The following is a 25024-nucleotide window of genomic DNA, read 5'->3' on the forward strand; positions in this document are numbered from 1 at the left end:
GGACGGGTCAGCCGGGCAGGCGGTAGACGGAGACGTGGGAGCGGGACTCCTCGGTGAACTCGGCCCCGGACCAGTCCGCGTGCCGGGACTCCAGCTCGAAGCCGGCCAGCTGGCCCATCAGGTCCAGCTCGGCGGGCCAGATGTAGCGGTGCGGGCTGCGGTACAACCGCGCCTCGCTGCCCTCGCCGAACCGGAAATGGTGCGACACGACCTGCTGGCGCAGCACGTCGTAGGTGTCCAGACCGAGGTAACCGGGTTCGGTGTGCCACACCGTCGCCTGCACGCCCGGGGGCAGCTTGCGCAGCTCGGGCACCCACAGCTCGATGACGAACCGCCCGCCGGGCCGGAGGTGACGGGCCGCGTTGCGGAAGCAGGCGACCTGCTCCGCCTGGTCGAGCAGGTTGGAGACGGTGTTGTAGACCAGGTAGACGAGGTTGTACTCACCGGGCGCCGTGGCGGTGGCCATGTCGCCGACGACGACCGGGACGGTGGCCTCGTCGGCCTTCGTCCGGAGCTGCTCGATCATCGGCAGGGACAGCTCGATCCCGGTGACCGGCACGCCACGCTGCGCCAGCGGGACGGCCACCCGGCCGGTGCCGACGGCGAACTCGAGAGCGCGCCCGCCGCCGGCGAGCGCGGCGAGGCGGTCCACGGTCGGCCCGAGGACCTCCGGTGCGAACATCCCGGTGCCCGGTGTGTCGTAGCGTTGGGCCGCCTCGGCGTCCCAGATCTCGTCCTGGCGCACGGTGCCACGATCGCCGCCGAGGCGGATCCGGTGCAACGGGTTTACCGGTCCAGGCGATGCCGCGGCCGTGCGGGACGGGCCTCCGGAAACCGGCCGATGTCTCCCGGTCCGCGCTGTTAATCTGCGTGCGAGGGGCTGCGCCGGGTGGTCGGCGGCCCCGACCGGGCGCCAGCCCCGGGCCGTCGGGGTGGCAGTGGGTCAGTCGGTACCCTGCTAGTCCTGGCCTGCCCGCGACGACATGGTGGTACTTCGTGAACGATCTTCGAGTGGTGGCGTTCGACCTGGACGACACGCTGGCGGTTTCCAAGTCCCAGGTCGATCGTCGGATGGCGGAACTCCTCGGCCACCTGCTCACCGAGGTGGATGTGCTGGTCATCTCCGGTGGCCGGTTCGAGCAGTTCGTGACGCAGCTGCTGGCCCACCTCGACGTCACCGAGGAGCAGCGCGGCCGGCTGCACCTGATGCCGACCTGCGGCACCCGCTACTACCGCTGGCTGGACGGGGACTGGCGGCAGGTCTACGCCGAGGACCTCAGCGAGGCCGACAAGGCCCGGGTCGTTGCCGCGCTCACCGAGTCGGCGCAGGCGCTGGACCTCTGGGAGCCGAAGCCCTGGGGCGACATCATCGAGGACCGGGGCAGCCAAATCACCTTCTCGGCGCTGGGTCAGTCCGCACCGCCGGCGGCGAAGTACGGCTGGGACCCGGACGGCAGCAAGAAGCAGCGGCTGCGGGACGCGGTCGCCGCGAAGCTGCCCGACCTGGAGGTGCGGGGCGGCGGCTCGACCTCGATCGACGTCACCCGCAAGGGCGTGGACAAGGCGTACGGCATGCGCAAGCTGCTGGAGTGCCTGGACCTGAAGATCGACAACGTGCTCTTCGTCGGTGATCGGCTCGACGTGGGCGGTAACGACTACCCGGTCAAGGCCATGGGCATCCGGTGCGTCGCCGTCACCCGCTGGGAGGAGACCGCCGACTACGTGGAGACCCTCGTCGACGACCTGGTGAAGCTGCGGACCGAGCCGGCCTGACCGCCCCCCGGACCGAGGGACGGCGGCCGGGGGCGGGCGGTTCCGGAACCGGCGGAGGCTGGCGGGATCGGTGTCGATGCGGTAGGAACGCGCTGAGAGCGCTCTCCCGTACCCTCACCGAACAGGCAGGCAGATGAGCTCAATGGACCCCTCCCGCCGCCGTTTCCTCACCGTCACCGCCGCCTCCGCGGCGTCGCTCACCGCCCTCGGCCTGCCGGCGCTGCCGGCCGCCGCCGCGTCCCCGGCCGGCCACGAGCACGGCCACGACGCCGAGCCCGACCTCGGCCCCAACGTCTTCGTGTACGACCCCACCAGCCCGGTCGAGGAGATCCAGTCCACCCTGGACCGGCTCTTCGCCGCCCAGGAGCACAACGAGATGGGCGGCGACCGGTACGCCGTGCTCTTCAAGCCCGGCCGGTACGAGGTGAACGCCCGGCTCGGCTACTACACCACCGTGGCCGGACTCGGCGCGCACCCCGACGACGTGGAGATCCACGGCGCGGTGCGGGTGATCGGCCAGCCCGACCCGAACTCCGAGGCCGGGATCTCCGCCCTGACCAACTTCTGGCGCTCGGCGGAGAACCTGGCCGTCACCCCGACCGACTGGTCGAACCAGTGGGCCGTCTCCCAGGCCTCGCCGATGCGCCGGGTCCACATCAAGGGCATCCTCTGGCTGGAGCCCGGCAACGGCGGCTACTCCAGCGGCGGCTACATCGCCGACTCCAAGGTGGACGGCATCACCATCAACGGCTCCCAGCAGCAGTGGCTGACCCGGGACAGCGAGCTGGGCGGGGACTGGACCAACGGGGTCTGGAACCAGGTCTTCTCCGGGGTGGTCGGCGCGCCCGCGCAGGGCTTCCCCGACCCGCCGTACACCACCCTGCCGACCAGCCCGGTGACCCGGGAGAAGCCGTACCTCTTCGTCGACGGGCAGGGCCGGTGGCGGGTGGCGGTGCCCCGGCTGCGCCGCGACACCGCCGGCACCACCTGGGGCGCCGGCGCGGCACCGGTGCCGTCGCTGCCGTTGACCGACTTCTTCATCGCCCGGCCCACCGACTCCGCGAAGCGGATCAACCAGGAACTCTCCCGGGGCCGGCACCTGCTGCTCACCCCGGGCGTCTACCGACTGGACCGGGCGCTGCGGGTGAAGCACCCGGACACCGTCGTGCTCGGCCTCGGCATGCCCAGCCTCGCCCCGACCACCGGCGACGCCGCCCTGCGGATCGAGGACGTCGACGGGGTACGGATCGCCGGGCTGCTGGTCGACGCCGGGCCGGTCGAGTCCGAGGTGCTGGTCGAGGTCGGCAAGCGGCACAGCCACCGGTCGCACGCGACCAACCCGATCTCCCTCCAGGACGTCTTCTTCCGGATCGGCGGCCCGCAGGTCGGCAGGGCGGTGACCAGCCTGGTGGTGAACAGCCGGCACACCATCATCGACAACATCTGGGCGTGGCGCGGTGACCACGGCAAGCCGGGCACCATCGGCTGGACCGTCAACACCGCCGCCACCGGCGTGGTGGTCAACGGCGACGACGTGACCGCGTACGGGCTCTTCGTCGAGCATTACCAGCGCTGGCAGACCATCTGGACCGGCGAGCGCGGCCGGACCGTCTTCTACCAGAGCGAGCTGCCCTACGACCCGCCGAGCCAGGCCGCCTGGCGCAGCCCCACCGGCAACGGCTGGGCCTCCTACCAGGTCGCCGGTGACGTACGCGAGCACGAGGCCTGGGGGCTCGGCGTCTACTCGTACTTCAATCAGCAGGTGGACATCCGCTGCGACCGGGCGATCGAGGCGCCCCGCCGGGCCGGTGTCCGCTTCCACGACGCGATCACCGTCTTCCTCGACGGCGACGGCGGCATCGAGCGCACCATCAACGAGGCCGGTACCCCGGTCGTCGGCTCCTACGGCACCAGCCCGGTGGTCAGCTACCCCTGACCCGGGCACCCGGCCCGGCCGTGCCGCGATCGCGGGACGGCCGGGCAGCCCCCGTGGCCCGGGACACCCGGGCTCAACCGGGAAGCTGCTCGGCCCGGGTGACCACCTGATCGATCAGGCCGTACTCGCGGGCCTGTTCGGCGGTGAACCAGCGGTCCCGGTCCCAGTCGCGTTGGATCTCGTCCACGGTGCGCCCGCTGTGCCGGGCCGTCAGCTCCTGCATGGTCCGCTTCACGTGCAGCATGTTCTCCGCCTGGATGGTGATGTCGGCGGCCGTGCCGCCCATCCCGCCGGAGGGCTGGTGCATCATGATCCGCGAGTGCGGCAGCGCGAAGCGTTTCCCGGCCGCGCCCGCGCAGAGCAGGAACTGACCCATCGAGCCGGCCAGCCCGAGCGCCAGGGTCGCGACGTCGTTCTTCACGTACCGCATGGTGTCGTAGACCGCCATCCCGGCGCTGACCGAGCCGCCCGGCGAGTTGATGTAGAGGAAGATGTCCCGCTCCGGATCCTCGGCCGCCAGCAGCAGGATCTGCGCGCAGATCTGGTTGGCCGAGGCGTCGGTGACCTCGGTGCCGAGAAAGATGATGCGTTCGGCGAGCAGCTTCTCGAAGACCCGGTCGCCGAGGGCCGGCTGTCCCTCGTCCAGCATCCAGATGCCGTACCCCATGACCTGACCCCCTCCATGCGCCGGCCGGGCGGGACCGCCCGGGACACCGGCGGTCTCCAGCCTGCGGCGGGCGGAGGTGGGCGGCCCAGCATTTCTGCCGGCGGCAGATCCGCCGTCGGCAGAACGGCTCAGCCGGCCGGCGCGGCCGCCCCGGCCGTCGCGGTCGCGAAGTCGACGCCCCCGGCCCAGATCGTCTCGTACGCCTGGATCAGCAGTTGGGCCAGCGCTGGGTGCTCGATCAGCAGCGAGGTGCTCGACGCCTCGTCCGCCCGCGGGTCGCGCATCGACATGAGGACCCGGGCGCCGTCGGCGATGCAGAGCCGCATCGGCACCTCGGGCACCAGCCGGGCGCGCTCGCCGGCGCCGACGAACCCCCGGACGTGGGCGACCTTCGCCGGGTCATCGAGCATGGCGTGCTCGTAGACGCAGCGCACGTCACCGCCGGCGCGGGACAGCCGGCGCGCCACCTCCAGGCCGGTCGGGTTCTCCGCCACCAGATACGGCAGCTTGGCGAGGGTGAGCAGTTGGTGCCGAGCGCCGGCCTGGAGCTCGGCGAAGCGCTCGGCGAGCAGCTCCCGGTCGCGGATGACCTCCACATAGTCCAGCGGATCGTCCTCGGCGCGCCCGCGCGTCCACAGCGGAGTGAGCTGGTCGACCAGCTCCGCGCCGGTCCGCTCGCGCCGCTCGTAGGCGCTGCGGTGCACGGCCATCATCCGGTTGACCGCGGCCTCCGGGTCCACGGCCGCGTAGCGCACCACCGGGCCGGGGCGGACCCGGACCAGGCCGCGCTCGCTGAGCGAGTTCAGCACGTCGTAGATCCGCTGCCGGGGTACGCCGGAGGCGCGGGCGAGCTCGGCGGCGGTGTACCGCTCGCGGGTCACCAGGGCGAGGTACGCGCGCGCCGCGTACTGGGTGAGACCCAGCCCGATGAGGGCGTCGACGAGGGGCGTCAGGCCGGTCATGGCACACACCGTAGCTGCCGGGGCAGCGGCACGGGAGATCAATCACAGGCATCGACGGTTGTCAGGGCTTTACCGGTCATCGGCGGCTGTATATCGTCTGCCCCAGTGGGCACCACTGCCGGTGGTGACTACCCGCGCCGAGCCTCACCCCGTCGGGTGGCAGGGCGGCAGCGTGGGCGCGCTGGCTTCCTCCCAGCGTGCCCGGGGCAGGTCCCCTCGGGGGGCCGCAGCCCGGTGCCGGCCGCCTGACCGGCCGGCACCGGGACGCCACAGGGCCGAGCCGTTGCCGGGACGCCACGGGCCGAGCTGGCACCGGGACGCCATGGCCGAGCCGGCATCGGGACGCCACGGCCGAGCCGGCTGGCACCGCAAGGCCGCGGGCCGAGCCCCGCCGGCTGCCGCGTGTCTGGCGCTCCGGTCCGGGTCGGCCCGTGCCGTGCGGTCAGACGCCCGCGGTCCGCCGCCGGATGATCGACCGGCGCGGGCGGCGGCGGGGCGGCGGCGGGAGCAGCCAGAACCGGGTGCCCGCGCCCAGCATGGGCGTGGCGTACCCGCCGGGTCCGCCGGAGGCCGGCCCGAACGACGCCCCGAGCATGCCCCGGGCGCCGAGCAGCGGGGTGCCCAGCCCGCCGGCGGGAGCCGCCGGCCGGCACACCACGTGCGCCGACGGCCGGGAGCGCCGCGACCCGACCTGGAGGCGTATGCCGTCCCGGCCCGCCGGGGCGCGCTCCAGCCGGACCAGGCCCGACCCGGAGGTCACCGGTGCCCGCCGCTCCACCCGGCGCAACTCGTCGCGGGCCTCCTCGAGCAGGTCCGACAGGTGGATGCCGAGGGCGCGGCAGATCGCCGCCAGCACCTCGGACGAGGCCTCCTTGCGCCCGCGCTCGACCTCCGAGAGGTACGGCAGCGAGACCCCGGCCACCTGGGCGACCTCGCGCAGCGTGCGGCCCTGCCGCAGCCGTACCCGGCGCAGCACCCCACCGATCACCCGGCGCAGCAACGACATGCGGGCCTCCTCGCGGTCGTCGTTCGGGGACGCCCCCATCATGCCCCGTCCGGGCCGCCGGCACCGGCCCGGCCGGTCGCGCGCCTGCTGGTCACGCCACCGGCCGGGCCGGCCGGGGTCAGCGCCAGACGACCGCTCGGGAATGCCAGCTCGGCGCGACGTAGGAGACCTCGCCGACGATCGCCCCCTGGTCGTTGACGTTGATCGCGGTGCTGCCGACCGCGCCGTCGGGCAGCGGCAGCAGCTGGGACGAGGCGGACGGGTCCGGCCACATCATCGCCAGTCCGGTGGCCCCGTCGGTGCCGACCACCAGGTCGGAGTCGTTGACCGCCTGGGCGGACGGGGAGGCGGCACTGGTGGCCAGGCGACGCAGGGCCGTACCGTCCCAGAAGAACGAGCTGAACTGGCCCGTCCCGGTCACGCTCGTGCCCACCACGTGGCCCAGGTCGTTCAGTCCGTTGGCGTTACTGGTCGGCCCGCCCAGGGTGCCGAGGGTGCGGGTCACGCCGTTCTGCCAGACGAACGCCTGGTAGTGGTAGGGCCGCGGGTCGTCCCAGGACTGGAAGCCGTAGGTGCCGGCCACCTGGCCCACCTCGTTGACGGCGTACGCGCTCGCTCCGGACGGGACGTCCAGGGTGACGGTGCGGTCGCCGGATTGGACGAACGCGCGCCGGCCGGACGGGTCGTCGACGACGTTGTAGTTGCCGACCACCCGGTCGCCGGCCGTGTCGTACGCGATGGCACCGAACTCGCCGAGCCGGCCGAGGTCCTGGATCCGGCCGTCCACCCAGGCGACGGCGTGGGTGTGCCCGTCCACGTCCTGGCTCATGCCGACGATCCGGCCGCGCTCGTCGACCGCCTCCGCCTGGCTGTTCGGGCCGCCGAGGGTGCCGAGATCCTCGATCTGCCCGTCCACCCAGCGCACCGCGTGCCAGTATCCGGTCGCCCGCCGGGCCGCACCGACCACCACGCCCTGCCCGTTGATGTCCTTCGCGCCGGCGCTCAGGCCATCGAGCGACGGCAGCAGGACCGGGGTGCGGGCGGCGGTCGGCATCGGCGCGGGCGTCGTGGGGGTCGGCGACGAAGGGGTGGTCGGTGGCGTCGTGGGGGTCGGCGACGACGTGGCGGTCGGCGACAGCGTTGGTGCCGCTGTCGGCGACGGCGCGGGTGAGCCGGTGGGCGACGGTGAGCTGGTGGGCTTCGACGGCCGGGGCTTCGGCGAGGCGCCCGGGCGGCCGGCCACCGCGGGCGCGGCGCTGGTCAGCACCATTCCGAGGACCACGGCACCCGTGGCCAGTAACCTGCGGTTGCGCATCCGGCTTCCCCTCGTGACGACGATCGACGCCCCCGAGTGTCGCCGGCCGGCACGGCCACGGATGTGACGAGATCCTTACCGTTGGTGCGGAGGGCGCGGGGAACCTGGCCCGGGAGGCCGCGCGGCGGCGTACCGGCTATCTTGTGCCAGTGCAGGCGACGGCGGCGGAGCGGGACCGACAGTGATCCATTTTCCCGCGCAACGGCGGGGGCCGCTGAGCGCGCTGAGTCTGCGCCTGCTCGCCGCCCTGGGCCTGGTGTTCGCCGTGGTGTTCGTGGTCTGGCTCGACCGGGACGGCTACCGCGACGTCAACGAGGACGGGCTCACCGTGCTCGACTGCTTCTACTACGCGGTGGTGTCGCTCTCCACCACCGGGTACGGCGACATCACCCCGTCCGCTCAGTCGGCGCGCCTGGTCAACGTCCTCTTCGTGACCCCGGCCCGGGTGCTCTTCCTGATCATCCTGGTCGGCACCACGCTGGAAGTTCTGACCGAGCAGTACCGGACCGGCCGTCGCCTGTCGCACTGGAGGAGGACCGTGAAGGACCACGTGATCATCTGCGGCTACGGCACCAAGGGTCGCAGCGCGGTCTCCGCCCTGTTGGAGAACGGGGCGGACAAGTCCAAGATCGTGGTGGTGGAGCGGAGCGGTCCCGCGCTGCGGCAGGCCACCTCGGCCGGCCTGGTCGCGATCGAGGGCTCGGCCACCCGCTCGTCGGTGCTGGAGCAGGCCCACGTCCGGACCGCCAAGTCGGTGATCATCGCGACCGACAGTGACGACGCCTCCGTGCTGGTGGCGCTGACCGTCCGCCAACTCACCGCCGGCCAGGTGCGGATCATCGCGGCCGCCCGGGAGGCGGAGAACGCGCCCCTGCTCAAGCAGAGCGGCGCGCACCACGTGATCGTCTCCTCGGCGACCGCCGGCCGGCTGCTCGGCCTCTCCACCTCCGCCCCGCCGCTGATCGACGTGGTGGAGGACCTGCTCACCCCCGGGCAGGGCATGGCGCTGGCCATGCGGTCCGCCGAGCGCAGCGAGGTGGGCAAGTCGCCCCGGGAGTTGGAGTCGCTGGTCATCGCGCTGGTCCGCCGGGGCAAGGTGGTCACGCTGAACGACCGGGCGGCCGCGGTGATCGAGACCGGCGACATGCTGGTGCACGTCCGCGACGACCGCCCGCACTCGGCCACGGTCAGCTGACCGGGCCCGGTCGGCGCCGCTGGGGCCCCTCATCGCGTCGGTGCCTGCGCCGGCCCTCATCGCGTCGACGCCCCTCAGCAGGCGGTGTCCGGTTCCCCGCCGTCCGTCATGGCGTCGGTGCAGGTGACCGGGGCGCCGCTGGCGGCGCGCCGGAGCAACTCGTAGAGCGTGTCGCGCTCGGCCGGTTCCAGGGCGCCGAGCACCTCGGCCTCGGCGGCGGCGAGGGCGCATTCCGCCTCCCGGAGGCGTTTTCCGCCGGTTTCGGTGAGGTGTACCACGTGCCGGCGCCGGTCGGCCGCTGAGCGCCGCCGCTCCACCAGGTCCGCCGCCTCCAGGTCGTTGAGCAGGCCGACCACGTTCGTGCCGTCGATCTGCAACGTGCTGGCCAGGCCCTGCTGGCTGATGTCCCCGGCGTCGCGCAGCACGGTGAGCGCGACGAGATGCCGGGGCCGCAGGCCGAGCGGTGCGAGCACCGACTCCGACCGCAGCCGCATCCGCCGGGCCAGGTGGTCCAGGAGCGCCCCGGAGCGGCGCTCCGACTCGTCGACCGGCACGGCAGGCATGTGACCCAGTTTACCGAGCCAGCGGAAGATCTGCCTGCTATAAATAGTTCGTGCTTCACAAACGATCCTTGGAGGGTTAGCCAAATGGCACAGCTGTTGCACATCGACTCGAGCATCCGGGGCGAGCACTCGATCAGCCGGCGGCTCACCGCCCGAGCCGCCGCGGCCTGGCGCGCCGCCCATCCCGGCGGCACCGTGACCTACCGGGATCTGGGCCGGAACCCGCTGCCCCACCTGGACGAGGCCGGCGGCCTCGCCCGGATGGTGCCGGCGGAGCAGCACAGTCCGGAACAGCGCGCGTCGTGGGCGCTCTCCGAGGAACTGGTGGCCGAGGTGAAGCGGGCCGACACCGTCCTGCTCGGGCTGCCGCTCTACAACTACGGGGCGCCCAGCAGCGTGAAGACGTGGGTGGACCACCTCATCGCGCCGGGCATCGCGTACGACCCGGTCACCAACGCCGGTCTGCTGGGCGACCGGGAGTTCATCGTGCTGGCCAGCCGGGGCGGCGGCTACGGCCCGGGCACGCCGCGTGCGGGCTGGGACCACGCCGAGCCCTGGCTGCCGCACGGCCTCTCGCTGACCGGGATCCAGCCGCGCTTCATCACCGCCGAGCTGACGCTGGCTCCGGTGAACCCGGCCATGGCCGAGCTGATCCCGCTGCACGAGGCGAGCCTGGCCACCGCGGAGCGGGAGATCGACGAGCTCTGGGTGCCCGCCTCGGCCGCGGCCTGACCAGGGCCGTCCGAGAGACCGAGAGGGTGGCGCTCCGTTCGGAGCGCCACCCTCTCGCGGTCAGTACCGACCGGTCAGAGAATCGTCCAGGTGTCGCCACCGGCGAGCAAACCGGCGAGCTGCTCCTCCGGGGTCTCGCTGACCGCCGCCCGGGCGCTGGCCACCTGCTCCTGCACCACGCTGTCGTACGACGCCCGCTGCACCGAGCGGAACACGCCGATCGGGGTGTTGCGCAGGTCCAGGCCGGGCAGGCGGGACAGCGCGAAGGCGTACGCGGGGTCCTTGACCGTCGCGTCGTGCACCACGATCTCCTCGGCCGGGGTGGCCGCGGTCTCGCGTACCTCCAGCCCGAAGCCGCCCGGCGGGTGGACGACGCAGAACTGCCCGTCCTTGCCGAACGTGATCGGCTGCCCGTGCTCCAGCCGGATCAGGTGGTCGTCCCGGGTCGCCGGCTCCTTGAGCGGGTCGAAGGCGCCGTCGTTGAAGATGTTGCAGTTCTGGTAGATCTCCACGAACGCGGAACCCTGGTGGGCGGCGGCGGCCCGCAGCACCGACTGGAGGTGCTTGCGGTCGGAGTCGATGGTCCGGGCCACGAAGGTGGCCTCCGCGCCGAGGGCCAGCGAGAGCGGGTTGAACGGCGCGTCCGCCGAGCCGACCGGCGTCGACTTCGTGATCTTGCCGACCTCGGAGGTCGGCGAGTACTGCCCCTTGGTCAGCCCGTAGATCCGGTTGTTGAACAGCAGGATCTTGAGGTTGACGTTGCGGCGCAGCGCGTGGATCAGGTGGTTGCCGCCGATGGAGAGCGCGTCGCCGTCCCCGGTGACCACCCAGACCGACAGGTCGGGCCGGGTCGTGGAGAGGCCGGTGGCGATCGCCGGGGCCCGGCCGTGGATCGAGTGCATCCCGTACGTGTTCATGTAGTACGGGAAACGCGAGGAGCAGCCGATGCCCGAGATGAAGACGATGTTCTCCCGGGGGATGTTCAGCTCCGGCATGAAGCCCTGGACGGCGGCCAGGATGGCGTAGTCACCGCAGCCGGGGCACCAGCGCACCTCCTGGTCGGACTTGAAGTCCTTGGCGGTGAGCTTGAGGGCGATGGGCTCAGACATTCTTCACGACCTCTTCCAGCATCGTCTCCAGCTCGGCGGCGGTGAACGGCAGGCCGCGGACCTGGTTGTAGCCGACCGCGTCGACCAGGTACTTCGCCCGGATCACGTGGGCGAGCTGGCCGAGGTTCATCTCCGGGATGACCACCCGCTGGTAGGAGCGGAGCACCTCACCGAGATTGGCCGGCATCGGGGCCAGGTGGCGCAGGTGCGCCTGGGCCACGGAAAGGCCGCGCTGCCGCAGCCCCCGGCACGCGGCGCCGATCGGGCCGTACGTGGAGCCCCAGCCGAGCACCAGCACCCGCGCGTCGCCGTCCGGGTCCTCCACCTCGACGTCCGGCACCGGGATGGTCTCGATCCGGGCCGCCCGGGTACGCACCATGAAGTCGTGGTTGGCCGGGTCGTACGAGATGTCGCCGGTCTTGTCGGCCTTCTCGAGGCCGCCGATCCGGTGCTCCAGGCCCGGCGTGCCGGGCACCGCCCACGGCCGCGCCAGGGTCTCCGGGTCCCGCAGGTACGGCAGGAAGGTGGTGCCGTCCTCGCCGTTGGGTTGGCTGGCGAACTCGACCCGCAGGTCGGGCAGGCTCGCCACGTCCGGCAGCAGCCACGGCTCGGAGCCGTTGGCCACGTAGTTGTCGGAGAGCAGGATGACCGGCGTGCGGTAGGTCAGCGCGATCCGCGCCGCCTCCAGGGCCGCGTAGAAGCAGTCCGCCGGCGACTTCGGCGCGATCACCGCGACCGGGGCCTCGCCGTGCCGGCCGTACAGCGCCATGTTGAGGTCGGCCTGCTCGGTCTTGGTCGGCATGCCGGTGGACGGCCCGGCGCGCTGCACGTCGACGATGACCAGGGGCAGCTCCAGCGCCACCGCCAGGGAGATCGTCTCGCTCTTCAGCGCCACCCCGGGACCGCTGGTCGTGGTCACCCCGAGCGAGCCGCCGTAGGACGCGCCCAGCGCCGCGCCGACCGCCGCGATCTCGTCCTCGGCCTGCATGGTCACCACACCGAGCTTCTTGTGCTTGCTCAGCTCGTGCAGGATGTCCGAGGCCGGGGTGATCGGGTATGCGCCGAGGAAGACCGGCAGCCCGGAGCGGACGCCGGCGGCGACCAGGCCGAGCGAGAGCGCCGCGTTGCCGGTGATGTTCCGGTAGGTGCCCGGCAGCATCTTGGCCGGCTTGACCTCGTACCGGACGGAGAAGTCCTCGGTGGTCTCGCCGAAGTTCCAGCCGGCCCGGAAGGCCGCGATGTTCGCCGCGACCAGCTCGGGACGGGCCGCGAACTTGCGCTCCAGGAAGCGCAGCGTCGACTCGTAGGGGCGGGAGTACATCCAGCTCAGCAGGCCGAGAGCGAACATGTTCTTGGCCCGCTCGGCGTCCTTCTTGGACACGTCGTGCTCGGCCAGCGCGCCGACCGTCATCGAGGTCAGCGCCACCGGGTGCACCACGTAGCCGGCCAGCGAGCCGTCCTCCAGCGGGCTGGTGGTGTAGCCCACCTTGGCCAGGTTGCGCCGGTTGAACTCATCGGTGTTGACGATGATGTCCGCGCCGCGCGGCAGCTCGGCCAGGTTGGCCTTGAGCGCCGCCGGGTTCATCGCCACCAGCACGTTCGGGGCGTCACCGGGGGTCAGGATGTCGTAGTCGGCGAAGTGCACCTGGAAGCTCGACACGCCCGGCAGGGTGCCGGCGGGCGCCCGGATCTCGGCCGGGAAATTGGGCAACGTGGAGATGTCGTTGCCCAGCTGGGCCGTCTCAGAGGTGAACCGGTCACCGGTGAGCTGCATGCCATCACCCGAGTCACCGGCGAACCGGATCACCACCCGGTCCAGTTGACGGATCTGCTTGGTCACGCCCGCACCTCGCTTCGCTCAGCGCCGTCGCAGGGGCGGCTGAACATGTTGGTGACCCCGCCTTGCCCCGCCACGTGCCCTCCTCGACGCGCCGCTGCCGCCGGCCGTCCGTCGCCGGTGCGGCCCGCTCCGATTCTCACGTCAGAGCGTACGTCGACTGCTTAGGGCAACCTTGGTGGAGGTCCGACGTATGGGAACTGATCGGGTCGGTGTATGCCCGGCTATGGACCGTTTAGTACCGCGACCCGTAATTCAGATCACCGAGTTCCGGGCGAGCGGGGGGTGCCGTCCCCGCCGTCCCCGCCGGGCGGATCGCTCAGCCGGCGGCGCAGCGACGTGGTCGCCAGGGCGAGGGCGAGGACCACCAGGAGCCCGGAGACCACGATCAGGGCGACCGCGGTCCGCCGCGCCGTGCCGTCCCGCTCCCGCTCGGCGTCCTGCTCGGCGGCGGCCAGCACGCCCTGGGAGCCGGTCGCCGTGGGCGAGGTGACCGGCGGGGTGCTCAGCGCCGCGGCGGCGGCGATCCGGAAGCTCATCTGCACCTGACGGTCCCGGCCGCTGCGCGGGTCCAGCCACCCGATCACGGCGCCGGCCAGCGGGGCCCGGTGCTGGGCCTCCGCCGTGGCGCTCAGCGGCAGCCGCAGGTCGACGCCGCGGCCGGCAGCCACCCTGCCCAGGTCGCAGCGGGTCCGGTCGGCGGCCGCCGCGGCGCAGCCGGGCGGCGGGTCGGTGACGGCCACCCCGTCGGGGAGGACCACCTCGACCCGGCCGGCGGCGTCGACCCGGCCGGTGTTGCCGAGGTGTACGGAGAGGGTGGTCGGCGCGCCGGTGATGTCGAAGACCACCTCGTCGGCGCGGAGCGCGATGCCGGGGACCGGCGGGCCGGGCGGGAAGAGGACCGCGAAGCCCTCGTCGTCGCCGGCCGTGCCGGTGACCCCCGCCGCGCCGGCGGTCACCCGGACCGTCCCGCTCAGCGGCATGGACCGCCAGGCCGTACCGGTGACCCGGAGCCGGATCCGGCTGCTGAACCGGCTGCCGGGCGCGGCGGTCCACTCGCCGCAGCGGTAGGCGCCGCCGCCGGCCGGGGCGCAGCCGGGGGTGCCGGCGTCGGCGAGGCCGGCCGGCAGGGTGTAGCCCAGCCCGATGCGCTCCGCCACCCGGCCGGTGTTCGTCACGGTCACCCGCAGCGTGGTGACCGTGCTGTCCGCGTTCCAGTACGCCGGCGGCAGGGCGACGTCCCCGGTGGTGACGTGCACCCCGAGCGGGCTCCCCGCGGGCGCGGGCCGGCCGGGCGGGGGCGGGGGCGGCGCGGGCGCGGTGGTCCTCGGCGCGGTGGTGGTCGGGACCGGATCGCCCGGGGCGGTGGTGGCCGGGGCCGGCTCGGTGGGCGGCGGCGGGGTGGTCTCCGGTGGGGCGCTCTCGGTCGGCGGGGCGGTGGTGGGCGCCGGCCCGGTGTCGGTGGGGTCGGCCGTCGGCGTGCTGTCGGTCGGATCGGTGCCCGGTCCGCCGACCGGGTCGCTCGGCTCGCCGGGCAGCGGTTCGGCCATGGCCCGGACCGCGCCGGTCACTGTCGGCGAGGCCGCCGCGAAGCCGGGCGCGACCGCGACCGCGGCCACCAACCCGGCGGCCAGGGCGCGCATGAGCAGTACAGACATTCGAGGCTGCGCGACCCGCCGGGCGGGGCGTACGCGGGGGCGGGCCATCTCTCCTCCGTGACGCTCAGTGAGTTGTCATTATTCGGCAACAGTTGCCATCCAGCACTAGTCTGCTGAGGAAACAAATCCGTAACGTGTCCGGGGCGGCCCGGCCGGGTGGCCCGGTAGGCTCCCGACCGTGACCGGATACCTCGGCTCGTACGCCACGCTCGGTCTCCTGCTGCTCGCTGCCGTGCTCTTCTTCGTTACGGCGTTTTCAGCCAACCGGGTGTTACGTCCTGGCCGTCCGGCCGATCCGTGGGGCAAGCGAACCAGCTATGAGTGCGGCCTCGACCCGGTGGGCGGCGACTGGGCGCAGATGCAGATCCGCTACTACGTCTACGCGTACCTCTACGTGCTCTTCGCGGTCGAGGCGGTCTTCCTCTTCCCCTGGGCGCTGGTCTTCGACCGCCCCGGGTTCGGCGTGACGACCGTGGTGGAGATGGCGGTCTTCGTGGCCGTGGTGGCGCTCGGCATCCTCTACGCCTGGCGCCGGAACATCCTCCGCTGGACCTGAGCCCCGCTCAGGCGAGGCCGCGCCGGGTCAGCGCGGGCGGGCGGTCGCCCCGGATCGAGGCCACCATGTCGAGCACCCGGCGGGTCTGGCGTACCTGGTGGGCGCGGAACACGCGGGCGCCCAGCCAGGCGGAGACGGCAGTGGCCGCGAGCGTCCCCTCCAGGCGTTCCGGCACCGGCAGGTCCAGCGTCTCGCCGATGAAGTCCTTGTTCGAGAGCGCGACCAGCAAGGGCCAGCCGGTCGCGGTCAGCTCGCCCAGCCGCCGGGTGATCTCCAACGAGTGGCGGGTGTTCTTGCCGAAGTCGTGCGCCGGGTCGATGAGGATCCCGTCCGGCCGTACGCCGAGGGAGACCGCGCGGTCGGCGAGCCCGGTCACCGTGGTCAGCACGTCGGCCACCACGTCGTCGAAGGCGGCCCGGTGCGGCCGGGTACGCGGGGCGAGCCCGCCGGCGTGCGAGCAGACCAGCCCGGCGCCGGTCGTCGCGGCGACCCGGGCCAGCGCCGGATCGGCCCCCGACCAGGTGTCGTTGAGCAGGTCGGCGCCGGCGGCCACCGCCTCCACCGCCACCTCGGCCCGCCAGGTGTCGATCGAGATGACCACGTCCGGGAAGGCGGCCCGGACCGCCGCGATGGTGTCCACCGTCCGGCGGATCTCCTCGGTCACGTCGACCTCGTCGCCCGGCCCGGCCTTCACTCCACCGATATCGATGATCTCCGCGCCCTCGGTGACCGCCCGCTCCACCGCCCGCAGCGCGCTGTCCTGAGCGAAGGTGGCCCCCCGGTCGAAGAACGAGTCGGGCGTGCGATTGACGATCGCCATCACCACCAGCTCATCGGGGGAGAAGGTCCGTCCACCGAGCCGCAGCGTGCCGGCCATCCCGTCCTCCTGATCTCCGCTGGTCCGCCCCCGACGCTATCCCGGCGCCCCACGGCCGGCCCCGGCGGTACGCCGGGATCTTCAGACCGGAGGCGGTGGAGGGCTCGCCCCGCGCCGTCCCGCGTGCCACGATCTCCCCATGCGTGAGGTTCTGCTCCTCTTGGCCGTGGTGCTGACCGTGGCGGTGGTGGTGTTCGGGGTGACGATGCTGGTCTCCGGGCGTGATCCGGGCCTGGCGCCGGCCGAGCCGGACGGGCGGGCCGTGCCCCTGCCCGGCGGCCGTCCACTGGCCGAGACAGACGTGGCCGGGGTGCGCTTCGACACTGCGCTGCGGGGCTACCGGATGGCCCAGGTCGACCAGGCGCTGCGCCGGGCCGCGTACGACATCGGCTACAAGTCGGAGCTGATCGGGGTGCTCGAGGCGGAGGTCGACGCGCTGCGCGAGGGGCGGATCGAGGAGGCCGACGCGCTGCGCCGGGCCCGCGAGGAGGCCGCCGCCACCGGCCCGGCCGACGACGCCCCGACCGCCCCGGAGCCCGGCCCCGCGGTGGGCCCCGTCGAGGTGCTGCCGGCCGAGGCTGGCGTGGCGGAGGCGCCGGCCGCCGCCGCCGTCGAGGACGTGGCGGCCCGGCCGAGCCCGACCGGTCCGGTGCCGGCCGCCGGCCGACCGGCCCCGATCGCCCCGGTCGCGGCTCCGGTCGCCCCGGCCGCCGTCGGGGTCAGCCTCCGGCCGCCGGTCGACCCCGCCGGCGCCGAGCCGGAGCAGGGCCACGCCGCCGACCCGGAGCCCGCCCACGAGGCCGACAGCGATGCCGGCGACGCCGGGACCGAAGCTGCCGATGGGGCCGATGCCGGGACCGAAGCTGCCGATGCCGGCGACGCTGGGACCGAGAAGGACGCCGACACCGAGGGGGACCGGGACCGCGGGCCGGTGGTCCGCTCGGAGTCCGCGTGACCGGCCCCGCAGGCCGGGCCGGCTCCGGCGGCCCCGACCGGTCGGACGGGCTCGCCGAGGCGGCCCAGCCCGGCGCCGGCGAGGTCACCGCGACGGTGGTGGTGAACGCGCCGGCCGAGCGGGTCTTCGCCGCGCTCACCGCCTGGGAGCGGCAGTCCGACTGGATCCCGCTCACCACCGTCCGGGTGGTCGAGGGCGACGGCGGCGAGGGAAGCCTGATCGAGGCGGTCACCGCCCTCGGCCCGGCCGCGCTGCGCGACGAGATGCGGGTGGTCCGGGTGGACGCCCCGTACGAGGTCGGCGTGGTGCACTGCGGCAAGCTGCTGCGCGGGCCGGGCGTGCTGCGGTGCACCCCGATGGACCGGGAGCGGACCCAGGTGGTCTGGCACGAGTGGTTCCACCTGCCCGGCGGGCCGGCCGGCCGGGTGGCCCGGCCGGTGCTCTGGCCCGGTTCGAAGCTCAGCCTGACCCAGGCGCTGCGCAAGTTCGCCCGGCTGGTGGAGCAGGGCCGGCTGCCCTGACCGCCGGCTGCGCTGACCCGCCGGCTGCCCTGACCGCCGGCGGTCGTCGACTGTCGGTGGGCCGGCCTACCGTGTACGGCGTGACTGACCTGGTGACCGGCGCCGACGGGCTGGCCCGCTGCGCCTGGGGAGCGAGCACCCCGGACTACGCCGTCTACCACGACGAGGAGTGGGGCCGGCCGTTGCGCGGCGACGACGCGCTCTACGAGCGGCTGACCCTGGAGGCGTTCCAGTCCGGGCTGTCCTGGCTGACCATCCTGCGCAAGCGCCCCGCGTTCCGGCTCGCCTTCGACGAGTTCCGGATCGAGAAGGTGGCCGGCTACGGGGAGGCCGACGTCGCCCGGCTGCTGGCCGACGTCGGGATCGTCCGCAACCGGGCCAAGATCGAGGCGGCCGTCGCCAACGCCCGCGCCGCCCTGGAACTGCCCGACGGCCTCTCCGCCCTGCTCTGGTCGTACGCCCCGCCGGCCCGGGCGGCCCGGCCCGGCTCCTTCGCCGAGGTGCCGGCGATCAGCCCCGAGTCCACCGCGCTGGCCAAGGCGCTCAAGAAGCGCGGCTTCCGCTTCGTCGGCCCCACCACGGCGTACGCGCTGATGCAGGCCACCGGCATGGTGGACGACCACCTCGCCGGCTGCCACGTGGCCCGGGCGGCGCGTCGGGCCGGCGTGCTCGCAGGCGGTGGACGTGCCGGTACCGGCCCGGGCCCGGCGTGATGGGATTGGGATATGACCGACACCGAGCCGCGCACGAGCGGGACGAGCGAGGGCGGCCCCGACGGCTGGTCGCGGCGCGCCGAGCCGGAGCAGCCGGAGGCCGCCGGTGCCTGGGCGGTGCTGCTGCCCGCCGAGCGGTACGGCGCCGAGCGGCTGGTCCACCACGACACGCTGGAGCTGACCGGGCTGGACGGCGCGGCCCGGCCGCGCCCCGGTGAGCCGGTCGCGGTGCTGGTCGACGAGCCGCTGCGGCTGGTGGCGCTCGGCCGGGTCGCCCTGACCACCGGCGAGACCCGGGAGGACCCGGACGACCCGCAGTCCGAGGCCGGGCCGGGGGCGCTCGTGGTGACGTACACCCGGCGCACGCTCGACGAGCCGGTGCCGGTCACCGGCCTGACCCTGGCCGGGCCGGTGACCGCGCTCGACCCGGCCGGCTGGCGGTCGCTGGCGGACCGGATCGGCCCGCCGCCGGCCCGCCGGTCCTGGCTGGTCAGCCTCGACCTGCCGATCGAGGCGGCCTCACCGGCCGAGGCGGTCCGGCTCTTCTGGTCGTACGTCCAGGAGCTGGGCCCGCGCGAGCTGCCGGCCTTTGTCTCGCCGTCCGGGGACGAGCTGGCCATGCAGGCGTTCGTGCTCGGCGTCGAGGCCAACCAGGATCCCGAGGAGGACGACTGACCGGTGCCCGGCCGGGCGGTCAGCGGCCCTCGAAGACCGGCTTCTGCTTGTTGACGAAGGCCAGGGTGGCGGCCTTGTGGTCGGCGGTGGCGCCGCAGATCGCCTGGGCCTGCGCCTCGGCCGCGAGGGCGTCGGCCAGGGTGCCGGCGTCGGCGATGGAGAGCTGCCGCTTGATCGCCCCGTACGCGACGGTCGGGCCGGCGGCCAGCCGGGCGGCCAGTTCCTGAGCGGTCGGCAGCACCTGCGCGTCGTCCTCGACCAGCCTGGTGAGCAGGCCCAGCCGGCAGGCCTCCTCGGCGCCCACCGGCTCGGCGAGCATCAGCAGCTCGACCGCCTTGGCGTGGCCGACCAGCCGGGGCAGGGTCCAGGAGGCGCCGGTGTCCGCGGCGAGCCCGACGCCGGCGAAGGCCATCAGGAAGCGGGTCTTCGGCCCGCCGATCCGGAAGTCGGCGAGGAACGCCAGCGACGCGCCGGCCCCGGCGGCCATCCCCCGGACCGCGGCGACCACCGGCTTGGGCAGGTTGGCCAGCCGGGCGGCGATCGGGTTGTAGTGGGCCCGCACGGTGCCGAGCGGGTCGGCGTCGGCGGATTCCAGCGTCTGCACGTGCTCCCGCAGGTCCTGCCCGGCGCTGAACGCGCCGCCCGCGCCGGCCAGCACGATCGCCCGGCACGAGCGGTCGGTCTCCAGCTCGGCCAGGGTGTCCCGGAGCGCCTCCTTGAGCGCCACGTCGAGCGAGTTCATCGCCGTCGGGCGGTTCAGCGTCAGGGTGACGACGGCGTCGGTGCGGTCGACGAGCAGCGGCTCGGTCACGTGTCTAACGACCCTTCTGTCGGGCGAGGCGGTTGCTGGCGTCGAGGCAGTGCTCGACGTACCGGTCGGCGGCGGGCCGGAGCCGGGCCGCGTGCCGGTCGAAGAAACTGGCCGCGCTGGTGCCCGGCCAGCGCTCGGGGAGCAGCGCGGGGGGCAGCTGCGGATCCCGGAAGAGGAAGGTACGCCACGCGTGCACCAGCCGGAACCGGGCCGCGTACGCCTCCTCGTCGCTGCTGCGCACGGTGATCCCGGAGAGCAGCGGCTTCTGCTCGGCCACGAACCGCTCGTACGCCCGGCCGATCTCGGCCAGGTCCCAGGCGCGGCGGACCACTCCCATCGCGCCGGGCGTGCCGGCGGCGTGCGCCGCGGTGAACCGCTCGTAGCGCACGCCCGCCTCGGCCAGCAGAACGTCGAGGTCCTCACCGGGCCGGGTGGCCACCCAGGTGCAGTCGTCGAGCGTGCCGTAGCCGAGGAAGGTCAGGTTGGCGGCGAGCCGCTGCCGGTCCCGCCGGGAGGCGGGCGCCTCCAGGACCAGCAGGTCGAAGCGGCCGTCCCAGCTGTGCCGGCCGGTGCGGTAGATGCGGGAGGCGGCCTCGTCGAGTCGGCGGGCCGCCTTCGGTGTGATCGAATAACCCGGCCCGGAGACGAGCCGGAGGGGTTCGAGCCAGCCCTGGCGGACCATCCGGGAGACCGCGGTGCGTACCGCCGGAGGGGCGATCCCGAGCGGCGCCAGCAGCTTGACCAGGGCGGCGACCGGTGCGCGCCCACCCCTCGCGCGGAGGTGGTCGCCGTACAGGTCGAAGAGTGCCGACCGTGCCTGCATGACCGCACATTGTGACAGGCCTATCCAAGATAAGCTAGATGCTGTTACATCAATGCTGCTTCGGTTTGGGTCCGGCGGTGTTCATCAGGGAAAATCGTTGGCGGCGACCCCCGCGAAGGCTGCGGGTGGTCAGGAGAAGTGGCTGTGGGGCAACCCACCGACCCTGGTGTAGGTCTGAGGGGAGACAACATGGCGGCGATGAAGCCGCGGACGGGCGACGGTCCGCTGGAGGTCACCAAGGAGGGCCGGGGCATCGTCATGCGGGTCCCGCTGGAGGGTGGTGGCCGGCTCGTCGTCGAGATGACTCCCGACGAGGCCACCGCGCTGGGTGACGCGCTGAAGGCGGCCGCCGGCTGATCGAGAACGGTCCGCGTGGCGTGCGCCGCGCGTACGGTTCGTGATTCCCTGAGCCACCGGCTCTGCCGGTGGCTCAGGGCCTTCATCGGCTCAGGGGCGGCGAATCATGCCGCTTTGCGAAGATTTCTCGGAGGTGCGGTCCAGCGTGCTGGCCATCCGTCTGGTGTCCGGGCCCGAGCGGCCCGACACCCTCGTCCTGCCCGTTCATCCCGAAGGGCCGGACCGCCCGGCCACCCTGGTGCCCACCGCTCCTCCGCCCAACGACGAGGTGCGCGCCGAGGCGGCCGCGCTGCTCCCGGTCGCCCGGCTCACCGGCGAGGCCGGCGAGGTCCGCGAGCACCTGCGTCCCGGTGGCACGCGCGCCCGGCTGGTACTGCTCGGCGTGGGGGCGGGCGACGAGCCCGACTGGCGTCGCGCCGGGGCCGCCCTGGCCCGGGCGGGCAAGGATGAGACACGGATCACAGTCGTGCTGCCGGCCGGTGACGCGGTCGCGCTGCGCGGCCTGGTCGAAGGGCTGCTGCTCGGCTCGTACCGGTTCCGGATGACCGAGGCCGGCGGGGCGCCCGCGCTGGCCGAGGTGGACGTCGTGGTGGACGACCCGGAGGGCCTCGCCGGCGTGCTGGCCACCGCGCGGACCACCGCCGAGATGACCCGGCTGGCCCGCGATCTCACCAACACCCCGTCGTCGGTGAAGAACCCGGAGTGGTTCGCCGGCCAGGTCGCGGCCGCCGCGGCCGACCACCCCGACCTGCACCTGCGGGTACGCGAACCCGAGGAACTGGCCACCGAGGGCTTCGGCGGCATCCTCGCCGTCGGCGGCGGCTCGGCCAGCGGGCCCCGCCTGGTCGAGCTGGACTGGCGGCCCGCCGACGCCCGCACCCACGTGGTCCTGGTCGGCAAGGGGATCACCTTCGACACCGGCGGCATCTCGATCAAGCCGGTGCCGGCCATGAAGCTGATGCGCAAGGACATGGCCGGGGCGGCCGCCGTGATCGCCGCCACGCTGGGCGCCGCCGCGCTGCGGCTGCCGGTCCGGGTCACCACGCTCGCGCCGCTCGCCGAGAACATGGTCAGTGGCGCCGCCTTCCGCCCCGGCGACGTGGTACGCCACTACGGCGGCACCACCAGCGAGACCACCAACTCCGACGCCGAGGGGCGGCTGGTGCTCGCCGACGCGCTGGCGTACGCGGTGCGCGAGCTGAAGCCCGACCTGCTGGTCGACCTGGCCACCCTGACCGGCGCGAACGCGGTGGCGTTGGGCAAGCGGCACGGCGCCCTCTACAGCGACAACGACCAGCTCGCCGCCGACCTGCTCGCGGCCATCGAGGCGGCCGGGGAGCGGGCCTGGCGGATGCCGCTCCCCGCCGACTACGTCGAGTTCCTCGGCAGCGACATCGCCGACCTGCACAGCTCCCCGGACCGGGGCGCCGGCTCGGTGGTGGCCGCGCTCTTCCTCCGCGAGTTCACCGGCGACCTGCGGGACCGCTGGGTGCACGTGGACATGTCCGCCCCCTCCTGGTCCGACGACGTGCACGCCGAGCTGACCAAGGGCGCCACCGGCTGGGGCGTCCGCGGACTGCTCCGCTGGCTGGACACGCTGCGCTGACGATGCGCCGCCGCCCGATGCGCCGAGCGGCGTGTGCCGGGCGGCTGGCGGCGTGTGCCGGGCGGCGAACGGCGCGTGCCGGGCGGCTGGCGGCCGGGCCGGGCCCTTCGGCCGCCGGCCCGGGTCAGCCCTTCACGGCGGCGAGCAGGCCGTGCCCGACCGGGAGCAACGCGGCGATCCAGTGCTCGGACTCGCGGATCGCCTTGATCGTCTCCCGGACGGTGACCGTCTCCACGTCGCGGGCGGCCGGGTCACCGATCCGGCCGCCGGCCAGCGCGCCGTTGAGCGCGAGCACCCCGCCCGGCCGGAGCAGCCGCAGCGCGGCGTCCACGCAGGCGGTGAAGCCCGCCGACTCGGCGTCGACGAAGACCAGGTCGTAGGCGCCGTCCGCGAGCCGCGGCAGCACGTCGAGGGCCCGGCCGGTGATGATCCGGGTACGCCCCGCGGGGAAGCCGGCCTCCAGGAAGATGCGCCGGGCGATCCGCTGGTGCTCCACCTCCACGTCGATGGTGGTGAGCACCCCGTCCGGGCGCATCCCGCGCAGCAGCCAGACGCCGCTGACGCCGGTGCCGGTGCCGATCTCCACCACCGCCCGGGCGTTGCCGGCGGCGGCGAGCAGCCGCAGCGCCGCGCCCGCGCCCGGGGTGACGGCCTCCAGGCCCACCTCCCGGGCGAGACTGCGGGCCGTGCGCAGCACGAGATCCTCCGTGACGTACGACTCGGCGAACTGGAGCGCCTGGGCCGTCGAGTTGCCGGAGCTGGCGACCGTGGCGATGGGACACCTCCGGGCGGCGGGAGTGGTGCGAGGGGTCGGTTGGCGCTATGAGCCTAGAGGCGTGCCCCGAGACGCGCAGCCGCGAGTCACCCTCGAGACGATCACGACCGGGCAACCCTGACCGGTTCCGGGGCATCCGTGCAATCCTGGACGTGTCCCTGTGCCCGGCCGGACGGCGCCGGCGCGGGGCACGCGGGACGGAGTGGGAGGCACGGACGTGACCGACGGCTGGGACTGGCGCCGGCCCGGCGGGACCCCGGTGCCCGGCGATCCGGCGCGGGGGCCGGGACGGCCGGCGCCCGGCGGTCCGCCACAGGGCGCCGGGGGCGAAAACTCGCCCTGGTGGTCCGATGCGCTGGCCGACCCGTGGCGGGACCCGTACGCGCCCGCCGCCGTGGTGGTTCCCGCGCCCGCCCCGACCGGCCCCGGCACCGAGCCCGAGCCGGTGGTCGACCCGGACGCGCCGCACCGGCCGGGGATCCGGCAGGTGGTGCTGATCTCGCTGATCACCGCCCTGCTCGCCGGCTCGCTGGGCAGCGCCCTGACGTACGCGCTGCTGCGGGGCGGGGGCAGCGTGCCCACCCTCGGCGCGCAGGCGGGCCAGGCCCCGGCGCTCGCGCAGCGCAAGCCGGACTCCCTGGCCGGGGTCGCGGAGAAGGTGCTGCCCAGCGTGGTCACCGTCCGGGTGGCCAGCCTCGGCGGCACCAGCGAGGGCTCCGGCTTCGTGGTCAGCGCCGACGGGCACATCATCACCAACGACCACGTGGTCGCCGACGGCCCCGGGAAGGCCACGGTGATCTTCAACGACGGCAGCACCGCGCCGGGCACCGTGGTCGGGCAGGACCCGGAGTCGGACATCGCGGTGATCAAGGTGGCGAAGTCGGGGTTGAAGCCGGTGGAGTTCGGCGATTCGGACGCGCTGGCCGTCGGCGACCCGGTGCTCGCCGTCGGCTCCCCGCTCTCCCTGGCCAACACGGTCACCGCGGGCATCGTCAGCGCCCTGGACCGGACCATGCAGGCCGGTGAGCCGGGCGGACCCACCCGCTACTACGCGGCGATCCAGACCGACGCGGCGGTCAACCACGGCAACTCCGGCGGCCCGCTGGTCGACGGCGCCGGGCGGGTGGTCGGGGTGAACTCGACGATCAAGTCGCTGGTCGCCGACGGGCAGGAGGCGGGCAACATCGGGTTGGCCTTCGCCATCCCGATCAACCAGGCGAAGCGGGTGACCGAGGACATCATCGGCACCGGCAAGGCCCGCCGTACGGTGATCGGCGCCCAGGTGGGCGGCACCGCCGTGGCGCCGGGCGCCGGCGTACGCCTCAACGCGGTGGAACCCGCCGGCCCGGCGGCCGCGGCCGGGCTGAAGACCGGTGACGTGGTGCTGCGGCTGGACGGGCACCCGCTCACCGAGCCCATCGACCTGGTGGCGCTGGTGCGCAAGTACGCACCGGGCTCGGTGGTGACGGTCGAGTACCGGCGCGGGTCGGCCCGGCAGAGCACGTCGGTGACGCTCGCCGCAGACGCGAAGTGAGCGGCCCTCACCCCCTCCCGGACACCCCCACGACGTGCGTAGTCTTGCCCTGACACGGACGAGGAGGC

Annotated in this window: 25 protein-coding genes and 1 pseudogene; 13 read left to right on the forward strand and 13 right to left on the reverse strand. The window is 73.9% G+C overall.

Features of this window, described 5'->3' with window-relative positions:
- Positions 1–7: 7 nt before the first annotated feature.
- Positions 8–745, reverse strand: coding sequence for a class I SAM-dependent methyltransferase (locus tag AB0I11_RS15585; RefSeq protein WP_357319730.1), 738 nt, complete (start codon positions 743–745; stop codon positions 8–10).
- Positions 746–996: 251 nt separating this feature from the next.
- Here AB0I11_RS15585 and AB0I11_RS15590 point away from each other — a divergent pair, with 251 nt between their 5' ends.
- Together AB0I11_RS15590 and AB0I11_RS15595 are read left to right on the forward strand one after the other, a co-directional pair.
- Entirely contained in the window at positions 997–1773 is a 777-nt protein-coding gene (locus AB0I11_RS15590) for an HAD-IIB family hydrolase (protein ID WP_357319732.1), read from the forward strand.
- Between the two features lie 142 nt (positions 1774–1915).
- Positions 1916–3709, forward strand: coding sequence for an adenylyl cyclase (locus AB0I11_RS15595; RefSeq protein WP_357319735.1), 1794 nt, complete (start codon positions 1916–1918; stop codon positions 3707–3709).
- A gap of 73 nt (positions 3710–3782) precedes the next feature.
- Here AB0I11_RS15595 and AB0I11_RS15600 read toward each other — a convergent pair whose 3' ends face one another.
- From AB0I11_RS15600 to AB0I11_RS15615, 4 genes are all read right to left on the reverse strand, one after another.
- On the reverse strand, positions 3783–4376 hold the full coding sequence (locus AB0I11_RS15600) for an ATP-dependent Clp protease proteolytic subunit (RefSeq protein WP_046569638.1): 594 nt from the start codon (positions 4374–4376) through the stop codon (positions 3783–3785).
- 128 nt (positions 4377–4504) lie between these two features.
- Positions 4505–5338, reverse strand: coding sequence for a helix-turn-helix domain-containing protein (locus tag AB0I11_RS15605; RefSeq protein ID WP_357319739.1), 834 nt, complete (start codon positions 5336–5338; stop codon positions 4505–4507).
- 442 nt (positions 5339–5780) lie between these two features.
- The gene (locus tag AB0I11_RS15610; protein ID WP_357319742.1) at positions 5781–6344 is read right to left on the reverse strand and encodes a helix-turn-helix transcriptional regulator; all 564 of its coding nucleotides are present in this window, start codon (positions 6342–6344) and stop codon (positions 5781–5783) included.
- Positions 6345–6462: 118 nt separating this feature from the next.
- Positions 6463–7398 (reverse strand): hypothetical protein, encoded by a 936-nt coding sequence (locus AB0I11_RS15615; RefSeq protein ID WP_357319745.1) that lies wholly within the window; start codon positions 7396–7398, stop codon positions 6463–6465.
- Between AB0I11_RS15615 and AB0I11_RS15620 the strand changes: the two genes are divergently transcribed.
- Positions 7379–7726 carry a hypothetical protein gene (locus AB0I11_RS15620; RefSeq protein ID WP_357319748.1) on the forward strand — a complete coding sequence of 116 codons (348 nt, stop codon included), beginning with the start codon at positions 7379–7381 and terminating at the stop codon, positions 7724–7726. The genes AB0I11_RS15615 and AB0I11_RS15620 overlap by 20 nt on opposite strands.
- Positions 7727–7840: 114 nt before the next feature.
- Positions 7841–8854, forward strand: a complete 1014-nt coding sequence (locus tag AB0I11_RS15625; RefSeq protein ID WP_357319751.1) for a potassium channel family protein — start codon at positions 7841–7843, stop codon at positions 8852–8854.
- Between the two features lie 74 nt (positions 8855–8928).
- Here AB0I11_RS15625 and AB0I11_RS15630 read toward each other — a convergent pair whose 3' ends face one another.
- Positions 8929–9417: a MarR family winged helix-turn-helix transcriptional regulator gene (locus AB0I11_RS15630; RefSeq protein WP_357319753.1), complete on the reverse strand. Its 489-nt coding sequence runs from the start codon at positions 9415–9417 to the stop codon at positions 8929–8931.
- Between the two features lie 84 nt (positions 9418–9501).
- Between AB0I11_RS15630 and AB0I11_RS15635 the strand changes: the two genes are divergently transcribed.
- Positions 9502–10149, forward strand: coding sequence for an NAD(P)H-dependent oxidoreductase (locus AB0I11_RS15635; RefSeq protein ID WP_357319756.1), 648 nt, complete (start codon positions 9502–9504; stop codon positions 10147–10149).
- Positions 10150–10223: 74 nt separating this feature from the next.
- Here the strand turns inward: AB0I11_RS15635 and AB0I11_RS15640 are convergent, their stop codons facing one another.
- The 3 genes from AB0I11_RS15640 to AB0I11_RS15650 form a co-directional block, all read right to left on the reverse strand.
- Entirely contained in the window at positions 10224–11258 is a 1035-nt protein-coding gene (locus AB0I11_RS15640) for a 2-oxoacid:ferredoxin oxidoreductase subunit beta (protein ID WP_357319759.1), read from the reverse strand.
- Positions 11251–13098, reverse strand: a complete 1848-nt coding sequence (locus tag AB0I11_RS15645) for a 2-oxoacid:acceptor oxidoreductase subunit alpha (protein WP_357319762.1) — start codon at positions 13096–13098, stop codon at positions 11251–11253. Before AB0I11_RS15645 ends, AB0I11_RS15640 begins: the two co-directional genes overlap by 8 nt.
- Positions 13099–13355: 257 nt before the next feature.
- Positions 13356–14753 (reverse strand): hypothetical protein, encoded by a 1398-nt coding sequence (locus AB0I11_RS15650; protein ID WP_357319765.1) that lies wholly within the window; start codon positions 14751–14753, stop codon positions 13356–13358.
- Between the two features lie 178 nt (positions 14754–14931).
- Here AB0I11_RS15650 and ndhC point away from each other — a divergent pair, with 178 nt between their 5' ends.
- Positions 14932–15309: an NADH-quinone oxidoreductase subunit A gene (gene ndhC / locus AB0I11_RS15655; protein ID WP_357319768.1), complete on the forward strand. Its 378-nt coding sequence runs from the start codon at positions 14932–14934 to the stop codon at positions 15307–15309.
- A gap of 7 nt (positions 15310–15316) precedes the next feature.
- Here the strand turns inward: ndhC and folP are convergent, their stop codons facing one another.
- Positions 15317–16186 carry a dihydropteroate synthase gene (gene folP / locus AB0I11_RS15660; protein WP_357319770.1) on the reverse strand — a complete coding sequence of 290 codons (870 nt, stop codon included), beginning with the start codon at positions 16184–16186 and terminating at the stop codon, positions 15317–15319.
- 139 nt (positions 16187–16325) lie between these two features.
- Between folP and AB0I11_RS15665 the strand changes: the two are divergent.
- The 4 genes and pseudogenes from AB0I11_RS15665 to AB0I11_RS15680 all read left to right on the forward strand — a co-directional run.
- Positions 16326–16682, forward strand: a pseudogene (locus AB0I11_RS15665) (DivIVA domain-containing protein); the annotation flags it as partial.
- Between the two features lie 455 nt (positions 16683–17137).
- A complete protein-coding gene (locus tag AB0I11_RS15670; protein WP_357319773.1) occupies positions 17138–17662 on the forward strand; it encodes an SRPBCC family protein in 525 nt (174 codons plus the stop codon).
- Between the two features lie 80 nt (positions 17663–17742).
- The gene (locus AB0I11_RS15675) at positions 17743–18375 is read left to right on the forward strand and encodes a DNA-3-methyladenine glycosylase I (protein WP_357319775.1); all 633 of its coding nucleotides are present in this window, start codon (positions 17743–17745) and stop codon (positions 18373–18375) included.
- A gap of 12 nt (positions 18376–18387) precedes the next feature.
- A complete protein-coding gene (locus AB0I11_RS15680; protein ID WP_357319778.1) occupies positions 18388–19050 on the forward strand; it encodes a hypothetical protein in 663 nt (220 codons plus the stop codon).
- 19 nt (positions 19051–19069) lie between these two features.
- On the opposite strand, the gene AB0I11_RS15685 is transcribed toward AB0I11_RS15680, so the two are convergent.
- Both AB0I11_RS15685 and AB0I11_RS15690 read right to left on the reverse strand, forming a co-directional pair.
- Positions 19070–19861, reverse strand: a complete 792-nt coding sequence (locus AB0I11_RS15685; protein WP_357319781.1) for an enoyl-CoA hydratase-related protein — start codon at positions 19859–19861, stop codon at positions 19070–19072.
- Positions 19862–19865: 4 nt separating this feature from the next.
- On the reverse strand, positions 19866–20684 hold the full coding sequence (locus tag AB0I11_RS15690) for a PaaX family transcriptional regulator C-terminal domain-containing protein (RefSeq protein ID WP_357319784.1): 819 nt from the start codon (positions 20682–20684) through the stop codon (positions 19866–19868).
- Between the two features lie 189 nt (positions 20685–20873).
- Here AB0I11_RS15690 and AB0I11_RS15695 point away from each other — a divergent pair, with 189 nt between their 5' ends.
- Together AB0I11_RS15695 and AB0I11_RS15700 are read left to right on the forward strand one after the other, a co-directional pair.
- Positions 20874–21041 carry a DUF3117 domain-containing protein gene (locus AB0I11_RS15695; protein ID WP_013283866.1) on the forward strand — a complete coding sequence of 56 codons (168 nt, stop codon included), beginning with the start codon at positions 20874–20876 and terminating at the stop codon, positions 21039–21041.
- Positions 21042–21186: 145 nt separating this feature from the next.
- Positions 21187–22647: a leucyl aminopeptidase family protein gene (locus AB0I11_RS15700; protein WP_357319787.1), complete on the forward strand. Its 1461-nt coding sequence runs from the start codon at positions 21187–21189 to the stop codon at positions 22645–22647.
- Positions 22648–22771: 124 nt separating this feature from the next.
- Here AB0I11_RS15700 and AB0I11_RS15705 read toward each other — a convergent pair whose 3' ends face one another.
- Positions 22772–23422 (reverse strand): O-methyltransferase, encoded by a 651-nt coding sequence (locus AB0I11_RS15705; protein WP_255352253.1) that lies wholly within the window; start codon positions 23420–23422, stop codon positions 22772–22774.
- A 202-nt stretch (positions 23423–23624) separates the two neighbouring features.
- On the opposite strand from AB0I11_RS15705, the gene AB0I11_RS15710 reads away from it, so the two are divergent.
- On the forward strand, positions 23625–24956 hold the full coding sequence (locus AB0I11_RS15710) for a trypsin-like peptidase domain-containing protein (RefSeq protein ID WP_357319790.1): 1332 nt from the start codon (positions 23625–23627) through the stop codon (positions 24954–24956).
- Positions 24957–25024 lie beyond the last annotated feature (68 nt).

This window comes from Micromonospora sp. NPDC050495 (genome assembly GCF_040655175.1).
Classification (GTDB): Bacteria; Actinomycetota; Actinomycetes; order Mycobacteriales; family Micromonosporaceae; genus Micromonospora.